The organism is Hymenobacter cellulosilyticus (assembly GCF_022919215.1).
Classification (GTDB): Bacteria; Bacteroidota; Bacteroidia; order Cytophagales; family Hymenobacteraceae; genus Hymenobacter; species Hymenobacter cellulosilyticus.
The window spans coordinates 1,864,627-1,884,862 of sequence record NZ_CP095046.1 but is presented as its reverse complement, the minus strand read 5'-3'; the positions used below and the strand labels follow the sequence as shown (position 1 = coordinate 1,884,862).

The window sequence follows — 20,236 nt, the reverse complement described above, 5'->3', positions numbered from 1 at the left end:
AGGTACTGGGCGGGGCACCGGCCAAGCAGTTCAGCCTAGTCCCTAGCAGTACTCTGGAGTTCAATTGTCTGGGGAAAGGTAGCAGGCTGCGTAGCGCTTTTGAAGTTTATTACACCAACCCCGGCTTATCCGGTACCAACCGGCAACGAAGAGCTTAAAACCCGACTTTAGCGGCCAAACAAAGCGGCCAGCAGCGGCTCATCCTGGCAGTACACGTCGGCATAAAACTGCAGGCGGCCGTTGTCGGCCTGGCAGGTGTAGTAGCGAATCTGCAAGGGCAGGCCCTGGGCCAGGTCGAAGCGGCACTTCTCGCGTTGGGCAATGCTGCGGTGCACGCTCGGCAGGGCCGCCTGCTGGTTTTCGCGCCGCAGCAGATACGTGGCCAAGGCCAATGGCTTTTCCACCCGCACGCAGCCGTGACTCAGGGCCCGCTGCGGCCGTTGAAACAGGCTGCGCGCCGGGGTATCGTGCAGGAATACGGCGTGCTGATTGGCGAAGTAAAACACGATGTTGCCCAAGGCATTGTGCCGCCCGGCGGTTTGCCGAACAGTGTAAGGGAATGCCTCGGGCGTCACTTTGCTCCAACGCACGTGCCAGGGGTTTACCAGCCGGTTGCGGTAGTCGTAGAGGCGGTAGTGGTTGTCGTAGAGGAAGCCGGGGTCGTCCCGCAGCTGGGGCAGCATTTCCTGCACGGCAATGCTGTAGGGCACGCGCCAGTCGGGAGCCGTAACAAACACGATAAGCCGGCTGGTGAGCGTGGGCGTGGGCGTTTCGGGCTTGCCCACCACCACGCGGTGGCTTTGCACTACCCGGCCAGCCTTTAATATCTGGAGCCGAAACGCCGGAATATTGACCAGAGCCACCTCGCCCGTATCGGCAACTGACGTTTCCAAGCGCAGCCGCTCCAGGTTCACCGCGACCCGGCGGAAATCAGCCTCGTTGCCGGCCCGGTGCAGCGTGTCGGCCGCCAGCTGACGGCTCCAGGCCTGCTGCACTTGGTGGTACAAGACGCCGGCGGGCTGGCACTGCAGCAGGCTGGGCCCAAGCGCCGCCGCGGCCAGAGCCTGCTCCAGGGCGACGGTAGCCTGCTGGGCCGTTTCGCCCGTCAGGGACGCAGGCTGCAGGGTCTGGGCGTCGAGCTGGCCGGTACGCAAGTGGGCCGCGTAGCGCAGCAAGGCGTCGGTAAGGCGCAGCTCGTAGGTAGCCAGTTGCCGACTCCGGGCGTCGGCGGTGGGCGCCGTAGCCAGCGAATCGGGCAGGGTGGCCAGCTGCCGGTAACCATAGACCGCCGGACTTAGGCCAAACTCCCGGGCCCGACCCACTAGCTGCACCGCCTCCTGGGCCGGGGCTGTCCAGCCGGTGGCGTGTTCCGTCCAGGCAGGCTCGAAACTGCGCCGGGCGTAAAAACTTTGAACTACGGCCCCCGCCTGCAGCCCCAGCCGGTCATAGGTAGCCAAAGCGCCCAGAGCAGCCGTATCGAGCAGAACCCGCAGGTAAAGCCCCGCCGAGGGGCTGTCGGTAGCGGCCCGGCCCGGCTTGCCACCACGGGCCGCCACGCTGCCGAGGGGCTGTAAAAGCACGCAGCTGGCCAGAAGCAAGCCCAGCAAGGCAGACGGCACACAACTTCTTTGTCCATGCAGCATCGGAAGTATGGCCAGAAGGTGGATAATGCCGGGCGGGTAAAGCGTACAGGCTACAAGCGCGGTAACAACGTCGTCCTGAGCCGTGAAGCAGCTAGCCGGCTCTACGTAAGATACGCAACAAAACCCTGACAGTCAAGCCTTATTCGGGAGTATTACCGGCCTGCGCCTGCAACACCCGGGCTGTAACCAGCAGTTGGCCCAAATGGCGCATGGTGTGCTCGGCGGCGTGCACCAACAGGCCCAGCACGGTAGACGGCAGCTGGGCCCGGCCCACGCCGCACGCCTGGGTCAGCGCAGCTTCCGGCGTGGCAATGAGCTGCGCCAGAGCTTTGTCTACCTGCTGGTTGAAGGCTGTTACTAGGTCGGCGGCAGTTGTATTAGGGGTGGCAGGCTGACCTTCCTGCTCCAGGGCTAGCAGCTGCGCCGGCGTCAGAGCCTCGCCGCGGGCGTAGGTTAGCAGCCGGTCGAGCACGCCGCTCAGGTGCTGCAGGTGAAACCCCACCGAAGCCACTCCGCCCGGACGCTGCCAGAGCAGGCCAGCGGGAAAGTCAATCAGCAAAGTATTGAGCTCTTCGCGGGCCTGCAGCAGGGCGTGGGCCACGGGCTGTAGCAGCGGGGCACGTCGGGCAGGGGCCCCGGAGCCAGACTTCCAGAGGGTTGGTTGAGGACATAGCTTGCTAACCGCGAAAGGATATTCTTGTTAGAACGCGTAATTGTTTGCTTTTTGCTGATTCGGAACGCTTTTCTTCACCGCCCAACCCTTCCTGTTTTTGGTTGGTGCTTACCTTTTGCCCATGTTGGAAGTCTCGCAGCGTGGCCACGCTATGCCGTTGTCGCCGTACCGCCGGCTCACTCCTTTTGCCGAGGCCGCCAAGCAGCGCGGCGTGCGCGTGCATCATCTCAACATCGGTCAGCCCGACATTGAAACCCCGCCCACAATGATGGCCGCCGTGCAGCAGGCCGACATCCGGGTGCTGGAATACAGTCCCACGGCGGGCTACCTGAGCTACCGCCGCAAGCTGGCCGACTACTACCAGCGCGTGGGCATCCAGGTCGGGGTCGAAGATATTCTGGTGACGGCGGGCGGCAGCGAGGCCATTTTCTTTGCCCTGATGAGCTGCCTCAACCCCGGCGACGAGCTCATCATTCCCGAGCCGTTCTACGGGGCCTACACCGCTTTTGCCGTGGCTGCCGACGTACGCATCGTGCCCGTTACCTCATCCATAGCCGACGGCTTTGCCCTGCCGCCCATCGAGGAGTTTGAGCGCCGCATCACGCCCCGCAGCAAGGCCCTGCTGCTGTGTACGCCCAACAACCCGACTGGCTACGTGTACAGCCGCCAGGAACTCGAGCAGCTCAAGGACCTGTGCGTGCGCCACGACCTATACCTGTTCAGCGACGAAGCCTACCGGGAGTTTTGCTACGACCGGGAGTACGTCAGCGCCATGCACCTGGAGGGCGCCGACGACCATATCGTGGTGCTCGACACCATTTCCAAGCGCTACAGTGCCTGCGGGGCGCGCATTGGCGCTTTCGTGACCAAGAATAAGGCCCTGCAGCAAACCGCCTTCAAGTTTGCCCAGATGCGGATAAGTCCGCCGGGCCTGGCCCAGGTGCTGGCCGAGGCCGCCTCCGAACTGCCCGACACCTATTTCGACCAAACCAAGGCCGAGTACCTCAACCGCCGCGACCTGATGGTGCAGCGCCTGCGGGCCATGCCCGGCGTGGAGTGCCCCGTGCCCGGCGGCGCGTTCTACGTCATGGCCCACCTGCCTGTCGACGACTGCGACACGTTCTGCCAGTGGCTGCTCGAATCGTTTTCCTACGAAAATGAAACGGTGATGCTCACGCCGGCCAGCGGCTTTTACGCCACCAAGAACCTGGGCAAGCAGCAGGTGCGCATGGCTTACGTGCTCAACTGCACCCACCTGGACCGGGCCCTGACCTGCCTGGAGCAAGCTCTGCTGGTATATCCGGGCCGGGAAATAGCCGTGCCCGAAGCCGCCCTGGACCATAATTGACACACTTCCCAGCTTCCCGGCGCGGGCATCAACTCGGTCATCGGTAACGGCGGCCGGTGAGCAGCACTCAAAATAAAACCGCTTCTATCCCGGATAGAGGCGGTTTTGTCGTTTTATAGTGCCAATTTCAAGAACTGGTACCGGCCCGGCCGCTTTTTTCTTTTTCGCTCTTCCCTCTATGCCTACGCTTTTTTCCCGCCTGACTGCCCTTTCCGCCCTGTCCCTAAGCCTGCTAACGGGCGGTGCTCCAGCGGCTACGGCTCAGCAGCGCACGCCCAGCCGCTTCATGACCGACAGCCTGGACCGCTACATCGAGCGGGGCATGCGGCAGTGGCAGATTCCGGGCTTGGCCGTGGTAGTGGTAAAAAACGGCCAGGTGGTGGTCAGCAAGGGCTACGGCGTACGGGCTGTGGGCAAACCCGAGCCCGTGGACGCCAACACGCTGTTCATGATTGCCTCCAATACCAAGCTGTTCACTGGTACGGCCCTGGCCAAGCTCGAAGACGACAAGAAACTTTCCCTCGATGACCGGGTCACCAAGTACCTGCCCGGCTTCCGCCTCTACGATTCCGTCTCGACCCGCCTGGTGACCGTGCGCGACCTGATGGGCCACCACTTCGGCACCAAGACTTTCCAAGGCGACTTCACCTTCTGGGACTCCGACCTGAGCCGGGCCGAAGTAGTGAACCGCATGCGCCTGCTTAAGCCCAACGGGCAGTTTCGCAAAGACTACGGCTACTGCAACGCCGGCTTCGTGGCAGCGGGCCAGGTGATTCCGGCAGCCACCGGCGGCACCACCTGGGACGACTACGTGCAGCAAAACCTGCTCCAGCCCCTGGGCATGACCAGCACCTACACCGGCACCGCCGGCTTTGGGCAGCGGCCCAACATTGCCCTGCCCTACTCCAACACCTTCGGCCCCCTGGCCCTGATGCCCTTCGACCATATCGACAACATCGGGCCCTGCGGCAGCATGGTTTCCAACGTGACGGACCTGGCCAAGTGGCTGCGCTTTCAGCTCGACAGTGGCCGGTACGAGGGCAAGCGGCTGATGAGCTGGGCCTCATTGCGCAAAACCCGGGACCCCAATACCTTGCTCTCAACCCGCAAGTCGGGCATGCTGCCCACCCACTACATGACCTACGGCCTGGGCGTATTCACGGCCGACTACGCTGGCAGCCAGGTATTCTGGCACACGGGCGGGGCCACGGGCCAAGTGAGCAACGTGTGCTTTGTGCCCGAAGAGCAGCTCGGTATTGCCATTCTGACCAACAACGACAACCAAAGCTTCTTCGAGGCGCTGCGCTACCAGATTCTGGACAGCTACCTGGGCGTGCCCTACGTGAACCGGAGCGCGGCGTACCTGCAGGGCGCCAAAACCGGCGACCGGGAAACCTACACCGCCGTAGCCAAGCTGCAAAAGCGCGTGGATCAGAAAAAGAAGCTGCCGCTGACGCTGGATGCTTACACCGGGCAGTTTACCCATCCGCTGTTTGGCCCTATCACCATTGCTAAAAAAGGTAAGCAGCTGGTGGTGAGCTTTTCCAACCACCCCAACCTGACGGCTACCCTCGACTACATGGACGGGCAGGAGTTCCGGGCTACCTATTCCAACCCGAGCTACGGCATTTTTCCGGCCATCTTCAAAGTGGACGGTCAGCAGGCGGCCAGCGTCGAAATGCGCATCAACCCCTTCATCGAGTACGATTCTTACCTGTTCAGTCGTTTGTAAGGCGCCCTCCGGCGGTTTGACCACGGGTAGGGCGGTACCCGGTTTCCAACTTTAGTGCGCGTACTATGCGGTGGCGTTTGTTTTTCCTGACTTTCGGGCTGGGTGGCGGTTTGGCCGTGGCCCAAGAGCCGGCCACACCTCCGGCCTCTCCTACTCGTACCAGTCTGACGCTTAAGTTCAACGGGCAGCCCGTAGCCGTCGACACGGCTTTTTCGCGCCTGGAAGTAACAACCGGCGTCAATAAAGTACTCAGCCTAAACCTGGTGCGCACCGACAGCCCCGACGACCAGGGCCTGACTATTCTGATTGACCAGTTCCCTCTGGCCCCGGGTCAGTATCGGTTTAAGGAAATTCTGAGCGGGCACGTGCGCGACGCCTCTTACCGGCAGGGCTCCACCACGGCGTATTCTACCGCTTGCGGCCTCAACGACGGCGTGGTGCAGGTGCAGGCCCTCGACGCCCAGCGCCACTTGATTCGGGGCACCTACCGGGCCGTGCTCTGCGAGGCCGAGGCCCGGGCCGGCGGTAAGCGCCGCCGCTTCACAGTCGAAGGCAGTTTTCAGGGGCGCTACGCTCTTCAATAAAACCCAGTAAGTGCGGCGCCGATTTCCTCCTGCCGGTAGCCAGCCCGGCTTTGGGGCAGAAAGAAACGCTTTCTGCCGCTAGCACTTGGGCTAGTAGCAAACCTATTCAAGATCAGGCGCTTTCATTTTTTTATCGGCGCAGTTAAGGTACAAGTTCACAAAATGCAACAGGGTAGCAGGGCCCAAAAACAAGGGTTGTGTGAAGTGCAGCGTCATAGCGCTATGTAATACGTATTATTATATTTTTTATTAGAATAAGATTAATTATACTGCATAAGAAAACAGGCAGCTTCCTATTCTGTCGAGCTTTAAACTCAGAGCCGCTCCCTAGCCTCCGTTGCCGAGTTCTTTTATACAACCGTTCTGCTCTTTTTTCCTACGCTTATGCAGAAAACGCTACGGAACCTGGTACTCGGGCTGTTGCTGCTAATCGGCAAGGCTGCTGCCGCCACTCCTACCACCGCCATCTACGTCAGCGGCCACCCCGACGACTGGCAGCTCTTTATGAACCCCGACGCCTACCAGGACCTCACGAGTCCGGATACCCGGGTGGTGTTCATTTACCTGACTTCCGGCGACCAGGACCTGCGGGAAGGCGGACAGGGCACGATGCCGCTGTATCTGGCCCGGGAAAATGGGGCGCTGCGCTCCACCAGCTTTGCCTCCAACCTGGCGCAGTCGGACAGCTCCAGGCTGAACTCCCTGCACCCGAGCGAGTCGGTCCTCATCAACCAGCACCGCGTCACACGCTATGGCTACAAGAATGCCGTGCACTACTTTTTGCGCCTGCCCGACGTGGCCAACTGGCAGAGCATTACTTACCTGGACCAGTTTCACAGGCGCCCCCTGCCCCTGCGCACCATCGACGGGACCACCACCTACACCAACTGGGCTGATCTGCAGGCAACCGTGCGGGCTATTATCGTAGCGGAAAGCCACGGGGCCCGCAACTTTCGCCTCAACGCCCTGGACCCAGACGTGCGCTACAACCCCGAGGACCACCCCGACCACCGCAATGCCGGCAGTATTGCGGTAGAAGCCTGCCACGGCCTGAAGGCCCGAATCAAGCTGTTTCAAGGGTATGCCACCGGCCTGTATCCGGAAAACCTGACGGAAGAGGAAAAGCTCAACGAGTCGGCCCTGTTTGCCCTGGCTGCCAGCGCCTCCACCGAGGCCGGCTACGAAAACACCTGGGAATACTGGCACAAAGGCTTCATCGGCAAAAACTACTACCGGCTCTACTTCGACCCCGGAAGTCTGCAAGCCAGCGGCCTTCCTTCCTTCGACGGAATACCCGTGACCCAGGGCACGGCCAGTTCCTTTTCGCTCGAGTACATAGCACTACCGGGCCACTCCGACGCCGACCAGAACATGGTGATGCAGGCTTTCGACCGGGCCAGTGAGCTTATATCCTACCACAAGCGGCATTTCAACAACATGCACCTGGCTATTTATGCCTCGCTGCTGCTGGGAGGCTTCTTTCTGGGCCTGCTGGTCATGAAGCGCCGCTACGCCCCGGTAGCCACGCCCGTGCTGCGCCACGCCAACGCCTAGCGACCTTGCCCACAACGCCCGGAGCCCGCCCCTGCTGACCAGGGACGGGCTTCGGGTTTATTACCCTTTCTTTTCTAAAGCGTTGTCCGGGTACGAACCGGTATTTCTCTCGCAGTCGGGTTAGGGCATGAACGAAAAGAAGGAAAGGCAGGCCGCCGCCGGTGCTTATCTTGGCCCGCCTACGGCCCCGGCACCCCGCCCGGCTACTACTTTCTGCGTGATGCTCGCCTCCCTTCCCGCTCCCGCCGCCCGTCAGTACCTGGGCTGGCTTCTGATTTTTGTGGTCATTAAGCTAGTGCTGCAGTACTTGGTTATTCACCCCGTGTATGAGCTGCACCGCGACGAATTTCTGCACCTGGACCAGGCCAACCACCTGGCGGCCGGCTACGTGTCGGTGCCGCCCCTGACGGCCTGGGTAGCCCGCCTGATTCAGTTGCTGGGCAACTCCGAGTTCTGGGTGCGGTTTTTTCCGGCTTTGTTTGGCGCCCTGACCATGAGCGTGGTGTGGGCGGCGGTGCACGAGCTGGGCGGCGGCCTCTATGCTAAGATTCTGGCCGTCAGCGCCGTGCTGCTCTCGGCCATTTTGCGGCTCAACCAGCTGTTTCAGCCCAATTCTTTCGACGTGCTGGCTTGGACTTCGGCCTACTACTGCCTGCTGCGACTGGTGCGGGGCGGGCAAGGGCGCTGGGCCGTGGGCCTGGGCGTGGCCGTGGGCCTGGGCATGCTCAACAAGTACAACCTCGTGTTCTGGGCCGCCGGCGTGGTGCCCGCGCTGCTGCTGACGCCCGCGCGCCGCCTGCTATGGCAGCCCCACACTTATTTGGCAGCGCTGGTGGCCCTGCAGGTGTTCTTGCCCAACCTGCTCTGGCAGTATCAGCACCACTGGCCGGTGCTCTGGCACATGCAGGAGCTGCAGAAAAGCCAGCTGGTGCACGTAGACCGGGCCGATTTTCTCAAGGAGCAGCTGCTGTTTTTCCTCAATAGCCTGGTCGTGCTGGGGGCGGCGGCAGTGGGGCTGGTGCGCTACCGGCCGCTGCGGCCCTACCGGTTTGTGGGGCTGGCAGTCCTGTTTTCTTTGCTGCTGTTTGTGGCCATGCAAGCCAAGGGTTACTACGCCATTGGCCTCTACCCGATTCTGCTGGCCATCGGCAGTGTGTACCTGGAACATGTGCTGCAATACGGCTGGAAACGCTACCTGCGCCCGGTAATGCTGGTGCTGCTGGCCCTGCTGTTTCTGCCTCTGCTCTGGCTGGCTTTCCCGCTCAAAACGCCCGAGCAGATCCGGCAAAACCCCGCCGCCTACGAAAAAATCGGGCTGCTGCGCTGGGAAGACGGCAAGAACCACGCCCTACCCCAGGATTTTGCCGACATGATCAGCTGGCGGGAAATGGCCAATCTGGCCCGGCAAGGCTACCAGCAGCTCACGCCCACCGAGCAGCAGCACCTGCTCATTATTACCGACAACTATGGGGAAGCCGGAGCCCTGAACTTTTACAACCACGGCCGTATGCCCGCCGCCGTGTCGTACAACGCCGACTACGCCTACTGGTTTCCCAGCCTGGAAAACGTGCAGGTGGTGATGCTGGTGACCGAAGACCCGCTGGAGGCCGATGATGCCGTGCACTTTGCCTCCAGCACGCTGGTAGGGAAGGTCCAGAACCCTTTGGCCCGCGAAAAGGGCACCGCCGTGTATGTACTACGCCAGCCCGACTCGGCCATTATCGAGGAAGTGCGGCAGCAGGTACAGGACGAGCAGCGTCGGATGCGCGGTTTACCGTAGCGCCGGTTTCGAGCATTTCCACCACCTGCTCCCGCAGCCGCCGCATCGACTCGTGGGAGAAGCGGCGCTGCAGCATTCGGCCAAACAGCTTAAAGCCCAGCCAGTAGAACGGGTTGCGGATGCGGCCCACCTGGGAAAAGGCGTGAATGTGAAACACGACTCGCCCGGTAGCCAGGTTTTTGTGGATGGTAAACTCAATCTGCCCCGCTCGAAGTGGCCTTCGAGGGTGTAGTAGTTGTAGCCCCACACCTGCTCCTGGGTGCCGTCGGGCAGGGTGCGGGTTTCGTCGGTTACGCCGCCAACGCGCACCCCAAACCAGAAGGTGAAAATCAAAAACTGCCCCCGCAGCACCATGGTCCGGTTTTCCAGGGGCGTGTCGGGCACGAAGATGCCGGTAATCAGGTCGGAGGGTGGAAAGGTGTAGTTGCGCAGCACCTGCTGGGCCGCCCGCCAGGACCCGTGCTCGGCCGGTGGCCCGGGCTGCTCGGCTGGCAGTTCGGTTTCGTAGTCATCGATGCGCCAGCCGTTGTCGGCGGTGTACTCGGCCGTGCGCTCCAAGTCGAAGTTGACCTGGGCCTTGCTAAAGGATTCGAGCCGGGCCCGCTGCACTTCCCACAGCGGCGGCGTGTTGGTGGCAGCTGAATTAGGCATGGGCTTGGGCTTCGGCGGAGTCTTTGTCGTGCTCAATGGTTTCGACCTGCACCGGGCCGCGGGCGTGGCCCCCGCTGGCCTGGGCTACTTTCTGGCAAAACAGCTCCCAGGTTTGCTGCTGCACCTGCTTGCCCATGCCCAGCGTGTCGTAGGTAAAGGCCACGAGTCCGTCGCGGGAGCGGGCCCAGGAGTGAATTTCGAAGCGCAGCGCGTCCTTGCCCAGCGGCTCGACCGAAAACTTGATGCGGCCCGCCTCGGGTGGTTTTCCAGGGTCAGAAACTCGAAGCAGTCCTCGGTTACTTCCGTGACGCGCACCGAGCCGTTCCAGGGACCCAGAATCTTGATGGAAAACTCGTCGCCCTTGCGCAGGCCCTGCTCCTGGCCTTTTACTTTCTCAAACTGAGCCAGCAGGTCGGGCGAGTAGTGGGCAATGTTGTTCTGAATGGCTTCCATAAGCTGCCCGGCAGTGAGGGCAGGCTTCTCAATATCGATGTAGTAGCGCCGCTCAAACAAGGGGCCGGAGCCGGTGCTGGCGGGTTGCGCAGGTTTTTTCATGACGAATGCCGGGCCGCGGAATACGTGAAACCCGCGGCCCCTGCCATAACGCGGGGCCGTGGGCCGGGGTTGGGTTTTGGTGCTTGCGGCGGGAGCCCCGGCATTTCCCACTACTTTTGCGGCCACCTCACCAGCTCTGCCCTTCTGCCGCATGCGCACTTCCCGGCTTACTCAGTTTTTGCTCTCGACCCGCTTTGTGGTGGCCCTCTACGCGGTGCTGACCGTGCTGGTCAGCTTTCAGCACTACTTCAAGGGCACGATCAACAACTACCTGATCTTCGTCAAGCCGTTTTTCAACCTGATAGCAGGCAAGAACCTGTACCTGGAATACCCGAGTACTACTACGATACCTACAAGTACAGTCCGGTGTTTGCCCTGTTTATGGGTCTGTTTGCCTGGATGCCCAACTGGCTGGGGCTGCTGCTCTGGAACGTGCTCAACAACACGATGCTCTACACCGCCGGGCGCCGCTTGTTTCCGGAGGTACGCCGGCAGCTGCTGTTTCTGCTGGTCGTGTTCATTGATGTCATGACGGCTTTGCACAACAGCCAGGCCAACTGTCTGCTCGTAGGCCTGATGCTGTGGACCTACCTCAACCTGGAAAACCGCAAGCCGATGTGGGCCGGACTGTGCCTGGCCCTGGCCTTCCTGATCAAGGTATACGGCATCGGAATTGGGCTGCTGTTTCTGTTTTATCCCGGCTTTTTCCGCAACAGCCTCTGGGCCGCGCTTTGGGTTGTGGTGCTGGGCTTCACGCCGCTGCTGGTAGTGAGCTGGCCCGAGTTTCAGATGATTTACGTGGCCTGGTACGACATCGTGCGGGCCTCGGCTACGGGTGTGCAGCTCTCCCTGATGGGCGTGCTCGACACCTGGTTTGGCCTGCATGTGTCGAAGGGGCGGTGCAGCTGGCCGGACTGGTGGCGCTGCTGCTGCCCCTGGGCTACTGGCACCGCTGGGGCGAGACGCACTACCGCCGCCTCTACGTGTCGTCCATCCTGATTTTCGTGGTAATATTTAACCAGATGGCCGAGTCGCCCACCTTTATTATTCCGGTGGTGGGCTTCGTGCTGTGGTTTATGCACTACCGCCGCAGCACCCCGCTGGCCTGGCCGCTGTTCATTTTGGTGGCCCTGTTCACCTCGTTATCGGCCACGGATATTTACCCCCACTTCATCCGCGACGGGTTCTTCGATGCCTACAAAATCAAGGCCGTGCCCATGATCCTGGCCTGGTTTGTTATTCAGGGCCAGCTGTTGTTCTACCCCCGCTGGCGCGAGCGGCTGGCCGCCTCGGCCGAAGCCAATGAACAGGAAGCCCAAGCTGCCCAAGCCGCTATTCAATAGAACGACCAGTAGCGCGAGCTTTGTAGTTCGCGTGGCCCGCGCCTCTACAACGATTGTCGTTCAGGCCCGCGAACTACAAAGTTCGCGCTACTGCTTCCCTCTCACGCATTGCCAAAGCCCCGTCCCTGCCGTATAGCAGCTGGCGGGGCTTTTTGATGCGCCAAAAATCCTCCGCCCGACAACTCACCACTTCACCATTTCACCATCTCGCCCTTGTACCGCCCTACCACCCGCCCGCCGACCCCCAGCTTGTGCGCGAGCTAACCCAGACCCAGCAGGAACTGCGGACTCACGTGCGCCTGCTGCCTCTGTCACACGAGCCCGCGTTTATTGCCGGCTGCGACTCATCGTTTCCAACCCCGAAACCATTCTGTCGGTGTTCGTGGTGCTGCGATTTCCGTCCCTGGAGCTGGTAGAGAAGGTATATCACACCGGGCCGGTAGAGGTGCCCTACGTGCCGGGCTTCCTCTCCTTTCGGGAGGCGCCCAACGTGTTGAAAGCCTACGAAAAGCTCCAGCAGAAGCCCGATATCATCATGGTCGACGGGCATGGCATTGCCCACCCGCGCCGCATGGGTATTGCGGCCCACATCGGCGTTATGCTGGACATGCCCAGCTTTGGGGTGGCCAAGCAAAAACTGACCGGCTCCTTTACCGAGCCGGATATTGCCAAGGGTAGCATCAACCCGCTTACCGACAAAAGCGGGGACCTATTGGGTGAAGTTATCCGCTCCAAGGACAAGGTCCTGCCCCTGTTCGTGAGCCCCGGCCACCGCTGCGACCAGGCCACCGCCACCCGCCTGACGCTGGCTTGCCTGCGCGGCTACAAGCTGCCCGAGCCCACCCGCCTGGCCGACCACTGGGCTGAGGAATTTAAGAAGGAGCTGCGCTAAGCCCCCTCCCTTGCCACAGCCAAAGCAGGCTCCCACACACGCTTGCAGGTAGCCGCAGAACCTGGGGCATGCACTCCCCAACAACTGCGGATATTGGTCACAGTCGTGACAGACCTTCGGGAAAAGGCCGAAATGCTTGTCACGACTATGACAGGTACTCATGAAAAGCCGGGAGTGTCCATCACAGTCGTGACAGGCACTCATGAAAAGCCGGGAGTATCCGTCACGACTGTGATGGGCACTCGGGAAAAGCCAGGGGTATCTGTCACGACTGTGGCGGGCCTTCGGGAAAACAGCGTCTTATTCACCACAGGTAAAAGCCAGAGCCGGACCGAGCGACGGACCCAAATGGTTTGGCGGGCAGCAAAAAGCCCGTTTGGCGGCTTGCCAAACGGGCTTTATTCGCCTCGCTAATCACGCTACACTTGACTATGCACTGTCGGATAAGTCACGCCACTCTATAAGTTAAGTCCTGCTACAGGCTGGTTACCAGCTCCCGCCAGGCGTCCTGCTCGGGAATACCGGGTTTGCGCTTGCCGAAGAACAGCAGCAAGTTGCGTCCCTGGGCATCGTAGAGTTCCATGGAGTGCACCAGGCCCTCGGTCGTGGGCTTTTTTACCAGCCAGGTTTCGGCCACGTCGCCCAGCTTGAGGTGGAGGTTGAAGTCGGGGTCCAGCACGTTGTACCAGGGCCCGGCCATTACCAGGTGCTGCACCGGCCCGGTATGAATCTGGATGCAGCCGCGGCTGGCCACAAACAGCATGATGCTCAATCCGCTGGTAGCGGCGGCTTCCAGGCCGCGCACGATGGCCCGGTTGTCGAGGCGTTGCACCAACTCGGGCGGGCCCAGGCGCAGGGCCTGGGTGCGGCTCACCCCATAGGTGCGCAGCAGTCCGAAAAAATCGTGGGTATCGGTCAGGGCGCGCCAAGCGTCCCGAAAGCCAGTTACGTCGATGTCCGCATCGGGCGTGTCGGCGGCTCCAGTCGGGGTGGGCAGGGTAGCCAGCGCGGGGCTTTGGTCGGCCGCCCGAAACCGGCTAACCAGCTCCTCGTAAGCTCCCGCGTTGCTGTCCTCGGTCAGGTAGATTTTGTGCACTGCTTCCCCATCCTGGGCAAAAAACTGCAGGCTGCGGCGCTCATTCTCGTTCACGGCAAAGCCGAAATGCCAGTGCGTGATGAACAGGCGCAGGTCGATGTCCTCGCCCAGCACCAGCCCCATCGGCCCCTTCACCGACACCTTTTCGTAGGTTCCTTTGCGCTCGTGCACCACGCTGTCGTTGCGGGTAAGGGCCATTACCCGGCCCAGCGTGGGTATCTGGCCGAGCAGGGCCGCAAAGTCGGCCGTCAGGCGCACCACGGCAGCATTGGGCTGGCCGCTGCACTGCGTAGCCAGCAGTTCGGCTTCACTGGTTTCCAGGTGCCGGGCCGCGTCACGGATGCGGCTTTTGGGGTTGTCAAGCTTGAACTGGGCCCAACGCTCAGCGAGGGTAGCCACGCTGGTGGGCAGATCGGTAACGGACATACGCAGAAGGAGAAAGGGGTTTTACAAGGAGAAATGCGCCTCGGAACGGGTTAACGCCCGGGGCCGGGGCACGATAAGCGGGCAACTCAGGCTGGGGTGCGGCAGCAGCTCTACGGCAATGCCAAAGGCCTGCTCGATATGGGCTGAAGTGAGTACGGCCACCGGCGCCCCACTGGCTACCACGCCGCCCTGGTGGAGCAGCAGTACCTGGTCGGCATACTGGGCGGCCAGGTTTAAATCGTGGAGGACGGCCACCACCCGAAGCCGCGCTGCACCAGCGTGCGAGCTACGTCGAGGGTGTGGTGCTGGTGGTTGAGGTCGAGGCCGGTCAGGGGCTCGTCGAGTAGCAGAAAGCCGCGCTTTGCCTCCCACACCTGGGCCAGGATTCGTGCCAGCTGGGTCCGCTGCTGCTCCCCGCCCGAGAGCGTGGGGTAGCTGCGCTCGGCCAGGGCACTGAGGCCCACCGTCGCCAGGGCCTCGGCCACAATAGCGTGGTCGTGGGCGCTGGGCTGGCCCTGGAAGTACGGGTAGCGGCCCATCAGCACCAGCTCCCGCACCCGAAAAGCCAACGACAGGCTGTGCTGCTGGGTAAGCACGGCGCGGCGCCGGGCCAGCATAGGAGCCGGAATACTACTCAGGGGCTGCCCCTCAAACTGCACCTGCCCGCCGCTGGGCGTCAAATCACCGCTGAGCAACCGCAGCAGCGTAGATTTGCCCGCGCCGTTGGCCCCCACAATAGCCAGCAGCTCGCCCGGGCGGGCCTGCAAGGACACGTCGCGCAGCAGGGCTTTGCGGCCGGCGTGGTAGCTCAGGTGTTGAATGTCGAACATGGAAAGGAAGCTTAGGCCAGGCGCTGCTGTTTTTCGCGCAGCAGAATCCAGAGGAAAACCGGCGTACCGAGCAAGGCAGTGAGAATACCAATGGGCAGTTCGGCCGGGGCTACCACCGTGCGGGCCAGCATATCGGCCAGGGTCAGCACCAGGGCCCCGCCCAAGGCCGCGCCCGGCAGCACCATGCGGTGGTCGGGCCCGGCGGCCAGGCGCACCAGGTGGGGCACCACCAGGCCCAGAAATCCAATGGCCCCGGCCACCGCCACCGACGTGCCCACGGCCAGCGTCGCCAGCACAATCAGCTGCCGTTTCAGGCGCGTGACGGGCAGCCCGAGGTGGGCCGCCTGCTCCTCGCCCAGAGCCAGCAGGTTCAGCGACTTACCCAGCCGGGGCAGCAGCAGAATGGGCAAGGCCAGCAGCGGCAAAACACCCAGCACCGTAGGCCAGGAAGCTCCACCCAGGCTACCCAGGCCCCAGAACGTGATGCTGCGCAGCTGCTCGTCGGTGGCCGCGTAGGTGAGCAGGCCGGTGAGGGCCCCGGCCAGGGCGTTGATGGCAATGCCGGCCAGCAGCATAGTAGCTACCACGGCCCGGCCGCCTTCCTTCGAGAGGTTGTAGACCAGCACCGTCGTACCGCAGGCGCCTACGAAAGCCGCCACGGCCAGGGCGTAAAACCCCAGCCACTCGCGCAGGGCCGAGAGCAGCGTTACCTCCAGCACAATGGTGGTAACGGCCGCCAACGAGGCCCCGGCCGATATACCAATCAGGCCCGGGTCGGCCAGCGGGTTGCGAAACAAGCCCTGCATGGCCGCCCCTGCCAGCCCCAGCGCCGCCCCGATAAGCACGCCCAGGCACACCCGCGGCAGTCGGATTACCCAAAGCACGGCTTCCTGCTGGGGCTCGAAGGCTAGCCCGGTGCTTAGCCCAGCCTTGTGCAGCAGAATGCCCAGCACCGCTGGCACGGGCACGCGCATGGCCCCCGCCCCGGCACTCACCAGCACCACCCCGATGAGCAGCAAAGCCAATACCGGCAGCACCAGTCGCTGCCGCAGCTCGGGGCGGTTTGAGGCCGGCAGAGCAGGCGTGGTAGTAGAAACAGGACGTTCGGCTACAGCAGGCATAGAGAAGGCTAGGTGGTGGTTGAAGAAAGTCGGGCTACTTGCTTAGCTGCTGAGCCAGTTCCGTGGTGGCCTGGCCCAGGCGCGGTCCGAAGCCCGAGAGCAGCTGCCCGTCCATTTCGATTACCCGGCCCGTGCGGCCGGCATTGGTTTGGGCCACGCCGGGCACTTGCAGCAGGCCCGCCTTGCCGCCCAGGCTTTGCAAGCCGCTGTCGAAAAGCAACAGCACGTCGGGGTTGGCCGCTACCAGGGCTTCGGCCGTCAGGGGTTTGAAGTCGGAGAAGCCGGTAGCCGCGTTTTGCCCGCCAGCCAGCCCGATTACCTTTTCCAGGGGCGTATTCTGGCCGGCCACCATCATGGTGCCGGTGCCGCGGGCGTAGATGAACAGCACTTTCGGCGCCTTGGCGGGCTTGCGGGCTTTGGCCAAATCCGAGTCGAGCTTTTGCAGCAAAGCCGGCGCCTTGGCCGAGGCCTGAAAAGCTGCGGCCACCTGCTGAATCAGCTTTTTGGTACCCGCCACCGAGTATTCCTGGGTGAACAGCTGCACTGTAATACCGGCCGACTTGAGCTGACTGGCCACTTCAGGCTTCAGCGACTCTACGGTGCCCACCACAATAGTCGGGCTCAGGGCCAGCACGCCTTCGGCCGAGATGTTGCGGTTGTGGCCCACCTTGGGCAGCTTGGTCAGGGCGGCGGGAAACGTGCTGGTCACGTCCACGCCCACCAGCTGACTTTGCAGGCCCAGGTCGCAGATAATTTCGCTCACCGTACCACTCAGGGACACAATGCGCACCGGGGCGGCAGCGCGGCTCAGGCCGCTGAGCAGCAAAAGCCCCAGCAAGAGGGCGGCCCGGAAGAAAGTTGAAAATCGGGAAAGCATGGTAGGGAGAAAGAAGGAAAGAAAGTAGTGCCAGCAACAAACCACCCGGTGAAACGCGCCTCACCTAGTAGCCATCAGGCGGCCCGTGCTGGACTTCATGCGGGTTATTGCAGGTTGCGGCTGCCGTCGGGCTGGTACACATAGCGGAAGCTGTAGTAGCCGCTGGGCTCGGTGCCGGTGGGCGTGGCCGGGGCTCCTTTGTAGTAGTTGGTCACCTCCAGCTTGGCGTACTTGCCGGCGGCGGTCCGGATTACCAGCACTTTGCCGGCAATGGGCGACACCACGTGGGTTGTCGGGTTGTAGTTGTACCAGCCCTTGCCCGAGCCGGTGGGAATGGCCTTGGCAGCCGCCGCGTCCACGGCGTAGTCGGTTTCGGGGGCCGTGGTCAGCTCCGCAAACAGGCCGCTTTTCACCTGAGCCCCGCCCTGGCCCGGGCCGCTGCTGCCGCCGTTGGTCAGGATGGTCGTGCCGCGGAAGGCCAGGTCCCACTTGGTGCTGGCCGAGTCGGTGTGGGGCACTTCCTTGCCATCGGCCAGGCTGAAGAAGGTGTAGTGCCGGGGCGTGCCGGGCTGGCCGGTGCTGGTGGGAGTAGCGGGCTGGGGTGCCAGGCTGCTCACGGCTTGCACTTGCAGCGCGGGCTTTACCGCCGCTTCGGCTTGCTCGTCGTCATCGTTGCAGGAAGTCAGGCCGAGTGTAGAAATAGCCACAGTGGCCAGGGCGGCCCGCAGAAACAGGTGATTCATGGTAGTTGAGTAAGGGGTAAAGCAGGAATAAAAGCCGCATTCAGGGGCGCCGGCCCAGCTCCAGCGCGAGGCTGGCGTAATACAGGCGGCCGGGCAATGTGCTGATGTAAGCCGGGTTGGTGTAGTTCAGCGCGTTGTCGATACCGGCCTGCAGTCTCAGGCGCTGCCGGAAGGTTTTGGTGGCGGCCAGGTTCAGCAGCCAGTAGCCGGGCACGTACTCACCGGCAGCGTCCAGGATGGTGTTGCCGTTCAGGTCGCCGAAGCCGTAGCGGCCCCGGTAAAGCCCCCGCGCACTGGCCGACCAGCCCGCCCGGGTGTTTTCGTAGAAGGCCTTGACGTTGAAGGAATGCCGGGAGCGGTTATACAGGCCGCCGTAGTCCTGGGGCTTTACCCGCTGGGTTTCCTGGGTTTGCGGGTCTTTGCGGAATACCTCCCCGGCCGCCAGCTTCTCCACTACGCTCTTGTCTTTGGCAAACAGCAGCTGGTAGCCACCGCTGAGCGTAAGTTGGGGTGTGAGTTGGTAACGGCCATCGGCTTCCAGGCCCTGGGTGTAGGCCCGCGTCACGTTGCGGTAAGAGTACACGGCCTGCCCGTTGGCTTTCAAGGCCACCGTCGCGGTTTCAATCAGGTTGCGCAGGTCGTTGCGGAAAGCATTGACGGTCAGGCGCGTTTTCTCGTTGGGGTCCAGCTGCAAGCCCAGGTTGTAGGCCAACGAGCTTTCGGCCGTTAGGCCACTGGCCTGGGCCAATACTGCCTCGTACACCACTGGCTGCCCGGTTTCGGCGTCCACAGCCAGTTGGCCTTGCCCGGCGAGCTGCGCCACTTTGGCCCGAACCTGATTGGTGCCAAACACGCTGTAGCCCACCACCGGATTGGCAAAATTCAGGTAGAGCTGGCGAAAATCGGGGGCCCGGTAGCCCCGGCCCGCCGAGCCCCGCACCGCCAGCCACGGCCGCACCTGGTAGCGCCCCGACACCTTGGGACTAAACTGCCCGGCGTACTGACTGTGTCCGTCGTAGCGGGCCCCGAGCACCAGGTTCAGGCGTGGCGTCAGCAGCCAGTCGTACTGCCCGTACCCGTAGTGGGCGCGTAGCTGCTGCCGCTGCTCGTAGCGCGTGGCTTCCACCGTTTCGAGCAGGTAGCCCGCCCCGCCGGTCAGGGTTTGGTTGGGTTTAAGCTGCCAGTCGGCCTGCAGCTCGGGCCGGGTAAAGGTCTGGTGGAAGTACGATTCGTCGTAGAGCTGCCCGTCGGGGTGGTAGGTATACTTTTCCCGGGTCCGGTAGCCGCTGTGGTAGAGCCGGGCCGTGGTCAGGAGCTGGTCGCTGAAGCGGTGAGTGAGTACCGGCGAGAGGTTGTAGTCGTACTGTCGGGAGCGGGCCTGCACGGCTGCCGGGCCGCCAGTTTCACCCGTGACAGTCAGCTCACTGGCCTGGCTTTCGGTGAAGTACCGGCCCGTCACGCTCAGCGTCGTTTTTGGGCTGAGCTGGTAGCTCACCCGGCTTTGGGCCGTGTAGCTGGCGAAGGGCGGCACCGTGGGCCCGTTGCTGCCGGCACTCAGGGTATAGCCCCGGGAGCTGTAGCGGTTCACAAATAAGGTTAGGCCAGCCCGCTCCCCTTTCGCGTTGAGCGTGCCGCCCGCGTCCAGGGTGCCGTTGGTGCCGTAGCGCAGACGCACGTTGCCGCGGGTACCGGGCTGGGGCTTTTCGGTAATGATGTTGACCACGCCGGCCAGCGCCTCAGAGCCCCACAAAGCCGAAGCCGGCCCTTTCACCACCTCCACCCGTTCGATATTGCCCACTGCTACCCGCGAGAGTTCCAGCGTGCCGGCCGTGCGCCCAATCAGGGGCTCCCCGTCCACCAGGATCAGGGTGTATTCGGGGTTGAGGCCCTGCAGCTGAATGCCCTGGCCGTGGTCATTCACGGTGGTTAGCCCGGTTTGCTCGCCCAGCACGTCGCCCAGGCGCAGCGCCCCCATGGCCTTTATTTGGGCCTGCCCCACCACCGTCACTGGAATCGGCACCTCGGTCAGGTTTCGCTCGGTGCGCGTGGCTGTCACCACCACCTCCCGCAAAGCCAGGTGGCGCATGGTGCTGTCGGCTGGCGCGGGACCAGGCTGCTGGGCCCACGCCCGGGCCGGGCAAGCAAGCAGAAAGCAGAAGGTGGCGGCGTATCGCATAAACAGTAGAGCACAGCAGGCTGGGTGGCGGCATTTATTAGAAAAGCCACCGGCTTAGAACCTACCCGAATCATTCTTTTTGTTTAGACAAATTCTAAACAGCGCTCAAATGTATAGCGTTACGAATAGCCTGCAAGGCTTATTTAGAATAATTTTAAATAAAGTTGTTTTTGCTAGGTTCCCTCCCCTACCTTCGCCTTACTGACCGCCCG

General features: G+C 62.5%; 18 protein-coding genes and 2 pseudogenes. 8 read left to right on the top strand and 12 right to left on the bottom strand.

What is annotated here, in order from left to right:
• Nucleotides 1-167: 167 nt before the first annotated feature.
• Together MUN79_RS09390 and MUN79_RS09385 are read right to left on the bottom strand one after the other, a co-directional pair.
• A complete protein-coding gene (locus MUN79_RS09390; protein ID WP_244677421.1) occupies nucleotides 168-1,580 on the bottom strand; it encodes a L,D-transpeptidase family protein in 1,413 nt (470 codons plus the stop codon).
• Between the two features lie 202 nt (nucleotides 1,581-1,782).
• A complete protein-coding gene (locus tag MUN79_RS09385; RefSeq protein WP_311136699.1) occupies nucleotides 1,783-2,244 on the bottom strand; it encodes a DinB family protein in 462 nt (153 codons plus the stop codon).
• 193 nt (nucleotides 2,245-2,437) lie between these two features.
• Here MUN79_RS09385 and MUN79_RS09380 point away from each other — a divergent pair, with 193 nt between their 5' ends.
• The 5 genes from MUN79_RS09380 (at nucleotide 2,438) to MUN79_RS09360 (ending at nucleotide 9,314) form a co-directional block, all read left to right on the top strand.
• Nucleotides 2,438-3,664, top strand: coding sequence for a pyridoxal phosphate-dependent aminotransferase (locus MUN79_RS09380; protein WP_244677420.1), 1,227 nt, complete (start codon nucleotides 2,438-2,440; stop codon nucleotides 3,662-3,664).
• 178 nt (nucleotides 3,665-3,842) lie between these two features.
• The gene (locus MUN79_RS09375) at nucleotides 3,843-5,396 is read left to right on the top strand and encodes a serine hydrolase (RefSeq protein ID WP_244677419.1); all 1,554 of its coding nucleotides are present in this window, start codon (nucleotides 3,843-3,845) and stop codon (nucleotides 5,394-5,396) included.
• Nucleotides 5,397-5,461: 65 nt separating this feature from the next.
• Entirely contained in the window at nucleotides 5,462-5,980 is a 519-nt protein-coding gene (locus MUN79_RS09370; protein ID WP_244677418.1) for a hypothetical protein, read from the top strand.
• Between the two features lie 384 nt (nucleotides 5,981-6,364).
• Nucleotides 6,365-7,534, top strand: coding sequence for a PIG-L family deacetylase (locus MUN79_RS09365; RefSeq protein ID WP_244677417.1), 1,170 nt, complete (start codon nucleotides 6,365-6,367; stop codon nucleotides 7,532-7,534).
• Between the two features lie 220 nt (nucleotides 7,535-7,754).
• A complete protein-coding gene (locus MUN79_RS09360; RefSeq protein WP_244677416.1) occupies nucleotides 7,755-9,314 on the top strand; it encodes a glycosyltransferase family 39 protein in 1,560 nt (519 codons plus the stop codon).
• Here the strand turns inward: MUN79_RS09360 and MUN79_RS09355 are convergent.
• From MUN79_RS09355 to MUN79_RS09345, 3 genes and pseudogenes are all read right to left on the bottom strand, one after another.
• Nucleotides 9,253-9,965: pseudogene (locus MUN79_RS09355) on the bottom strand (DUF1990 domain-containing protein). The gene MUN79_RS09360 and the pseudogene MUN79_RS09355 sit on opposite strands and share 62 nt — an antisense overlap.
• The gene (locus tag MUN79_RS09350; RefSeq protein WP_244677415.1) at nucleotides 9,958-10,101 is read right to left on the bottom strand and encodes a hypothetical protein; all 144 of its coding nucleotides are present in this window, start codon (nucleotides 10,099-10,101) and stop codon (nucleotides 9,958-9,960) included. The pseudogene MUN79_RS09355 and the gene MUN79_RS09350 overlap by 8 nt, the downstream one beginning before the upstream one ends.
• Nucleotides 10,050-10,520 carry a hypothetical protein gene (locus MUN79_RS09345; RefSeq protein WP_244677414.1) on the bottom strand — a complete coding sequence of 157 codons (471 nt, stop codon included), beginning with the start codon at nucleotides 10,518-10,520 and terminating at the stop codon, nucleotides 10,050-10,052. The genes MUN79_RS09350 and MUN79_RS09345 overlap by 52 nt, the downstream gene beginning before the upstream one ends.
• Before the next feature lie 24 nt (nucleotides 10,521-10,544).
• Here MUN79_RS09345 and MUN79_RS29970 point away from each other — a divergent pair, with 24 nt between their 5' ends.
• From MUN79_RS29970 to MUN79_RS09330, 3 genes are all read left to right on the top strand, one after another.
• Entirely contained in the window at nucleotides 10,545-11,519 is a 975-nt protein-coding gene (locus MUN79_RS29970; protein ID WP_262923018.1) for a glycosyltransferase family 87 protein, read from the top strand.
• Nucleotides 11,438-11,863, top strand: coding sequence for a hypothetical protein (locus MUN79_RS09335; protein WP_244677412.1), 426 nt, complete (start codon nucleotides 11,438-11,440; stop codon nucleotides 11,861-11,863). Before MUN79_RS29970 ends, MUN79_RS09335 begins: the two co-directional genes overlap by 82 nt.
• A 382-nt stretch (nucleotides 11,864-12,245) precedes the next feature.
• A complete protein-coding gene (locus MUN79_RS09330) occupies nucleotides 12,246-12,755 on the top strand; it encodes an endonuclease V (protein WP_244677411.1) in 510 nt (169 codons plus the stop codon).
• 475 nt (nucleotides 12,756-13,230) lie between these two features.
• Here the strand turns inward: MUN79_RS09330 and MUN79_RS09325 are convergent, their stop codons facing one another.
• The 7 genes and pseudogenes from MUN79_RS09325 to MUN79_RS09295 all read right to left on the bottom strand — a co-directional run bounded on the left by MUN79_RS09325 (nucleotide 13,231) and on the right by MUN79_RS09295 (nucleotide 20,024).
• The gene (locus tag MUN79_RS09325) at nucleotides 13,231-14,277 is read right to left on the bottom strand and encodes a hemin-degrading factor (protein ID WP_244677410.1); all 1,047 of its coding nucleotides are present in this window, start codon (nucleotides 14,275-14,277) and stop codon (nucleotides 13,231-13,233) included.
• A 21-nt stretch (nucleotides 14,278-14,298) separates the two neighbouring features.
• On the bottom strand, nucleotides 14,299-14,535 hold the full coding sequence (locus tag MUN79_RS09320; RefSeq protein WP_244677409.1) for an ATP-binding cassette domain-containing protein: 237 nt from the start codon (nucleotides 14,533-14,535) through the stop codon (nucleotides 14,299-14,301).
• A pseudogene (locus MUN79_RS09315) lies at nucleotides 14,511-15,077 on the bottom strand (ATP-binding cassette domain-containing protein); the annotation flags it as partial. The gene MUN79_RS09320 and the pseudogene MUN79_RS09315, both read right to left, overlap by 25 nt.
• Nucleotides 15,078-15,118: 41 nt before the next feature.
• A complete protein-coding gene (locus MUN79_RS09310; protein ID WP_244677407.1) occupies nucleotides 15,119-16,228 on the bottom strand; it encodes a FecCD family ABC transporter permease in 1,110 nt (369 codons plus the stop codon).
• Between the two features lie 34 nt (nucleotides 16,229-16,262).
• On the bottom strand, nucleotides 16,263-17,105 hold the full coding sequence (locus MUN79_RS09305) for a heme/hemin ABC transporter substrate-binding protein (RefSeq protein ID WP_244677406.1): 843 nt from the start codon (nucleotides 17,103-17,105) through the stop codon (nucleotides 16,263-16,265).
• 104 nt (nucleotides 17,106-17,209) lie between these two features.
• The gene (locus MUN79_RS09300) at nucleotides 17,210-17,848 is read right to left on the bottom strand and encodes an HmuY family protein (RefSeq protein ID WP_244677405.1); all 639 of its coding nucleotides are present in this window, start codon (nucleotides 17,846-17,848) and stop codon (nucleotides 17,210-17,212) included.
• Nucleotides 17,849-17,888: 40 nt separating this feature from the next.
• Nucleotides 17,889-20,024: a TonB-dependent receptor plug domain-containing protein gene (locus MUN79_RS09295; RefSeq protein WP_244677404.1), complete on the bottom strand. Its 2,136-nt coding sequence runs from the start codon at nucleotides 20,022-20,024 to the stop codon at nucleotides 17,889-17,891.
• Between the last annotated feature and the right edge of the window lie 212 nt (nucleotides 20,025-20,236).

Bases quoted from the DNA above. Each gene is read 5' to 3' on its own strand.
- MUN79_RS09325 (WP_244677410.1), bottom strand. From the start codon at position 14,277: ATGTCCGTTACCGATCTGCCCACCAGCGTGGCTACCCTCGCTGAGCGT.
- MUN79_RS09375 (WP_244677419.1), top strand. From the start codon at position 3,843: ATGCCTACGCTTTTTTCCCGCCTGACTGCCCTTTCCGCCCTGTCCCTA.
- MUN79_RS09295 (WP_244677404.1), bottom strand. From the start codon at position 20,024: ATGCGATACGCCGCCACCTTCTGCTTTCTGCTTGCTTGCCCGGCCCGG.
- MUN79_RS09350 (WP_244677415.1), bottom strand. From the start codon at position 10,101: ATGGGCAAGCAGGTGCAGCAGCAAACCTGGGAGCTGTTTTGCCAGAAA.
- MUN79_RS09365 (WP_244677417.1), top strand. From the start codon at position 6,365: ATGCAGAAAACGCTACGGAACCTGGTACTCGGGCTGTTGCTGCTAATC.
- MUN79_RS09345 (WP_244677414.1), bottom strand. From the start codon at position 10,520: ATGAAAAAACCTGCGCAACCCGCCAGCACCGGCTCCGGCCCCTTGTTT.
- MUN79_RS09300 (WP_244677405.1), bottom strand. From the start codon at position 17,848: ATGAATCACCTGTTTCTGCGGGCCGCCCTGGCCACTGTGGCTATTTCT.
- MUN79_RS09370 (WP_244677418.1), top strand. From the start codon at position 5,462: ATGCGGTGGCGTTTGTTTTTCCTGACTTTCGGGCTGGGTGGCGGTTTG.
- MUN79_RS09310 (WP_244677407.1), bottom strand. From the start codon at position 16,228: ATGCCTGCTGTAGCCGAACGTCCTGTTTCTACTACCACGCCTGCTCTG.
- MUN79_RS09360 (WP_244677416.1), top strand. From the start codon at position 7,755: ATGCTCGCCTCCCTTCCCGCTCCCGCCGCCCGTCAGTACCTGGGCTGG.
- MUN79_RS09305 (WP_244677406.1), bottom strand. From the start codon at position 17,105: ATGCTTTCCCGATTTTCAACTTTCTTCCGGGCCGCCCTCTTGCTGGGG.
- MUN79_RS09380 (WP_244677420.1), top strand. From the start codon at position 2,438: ATGTTGGAAGTCTCGCAGCGTGGCCACGCTATGCCGTTGTCGCCGTAC.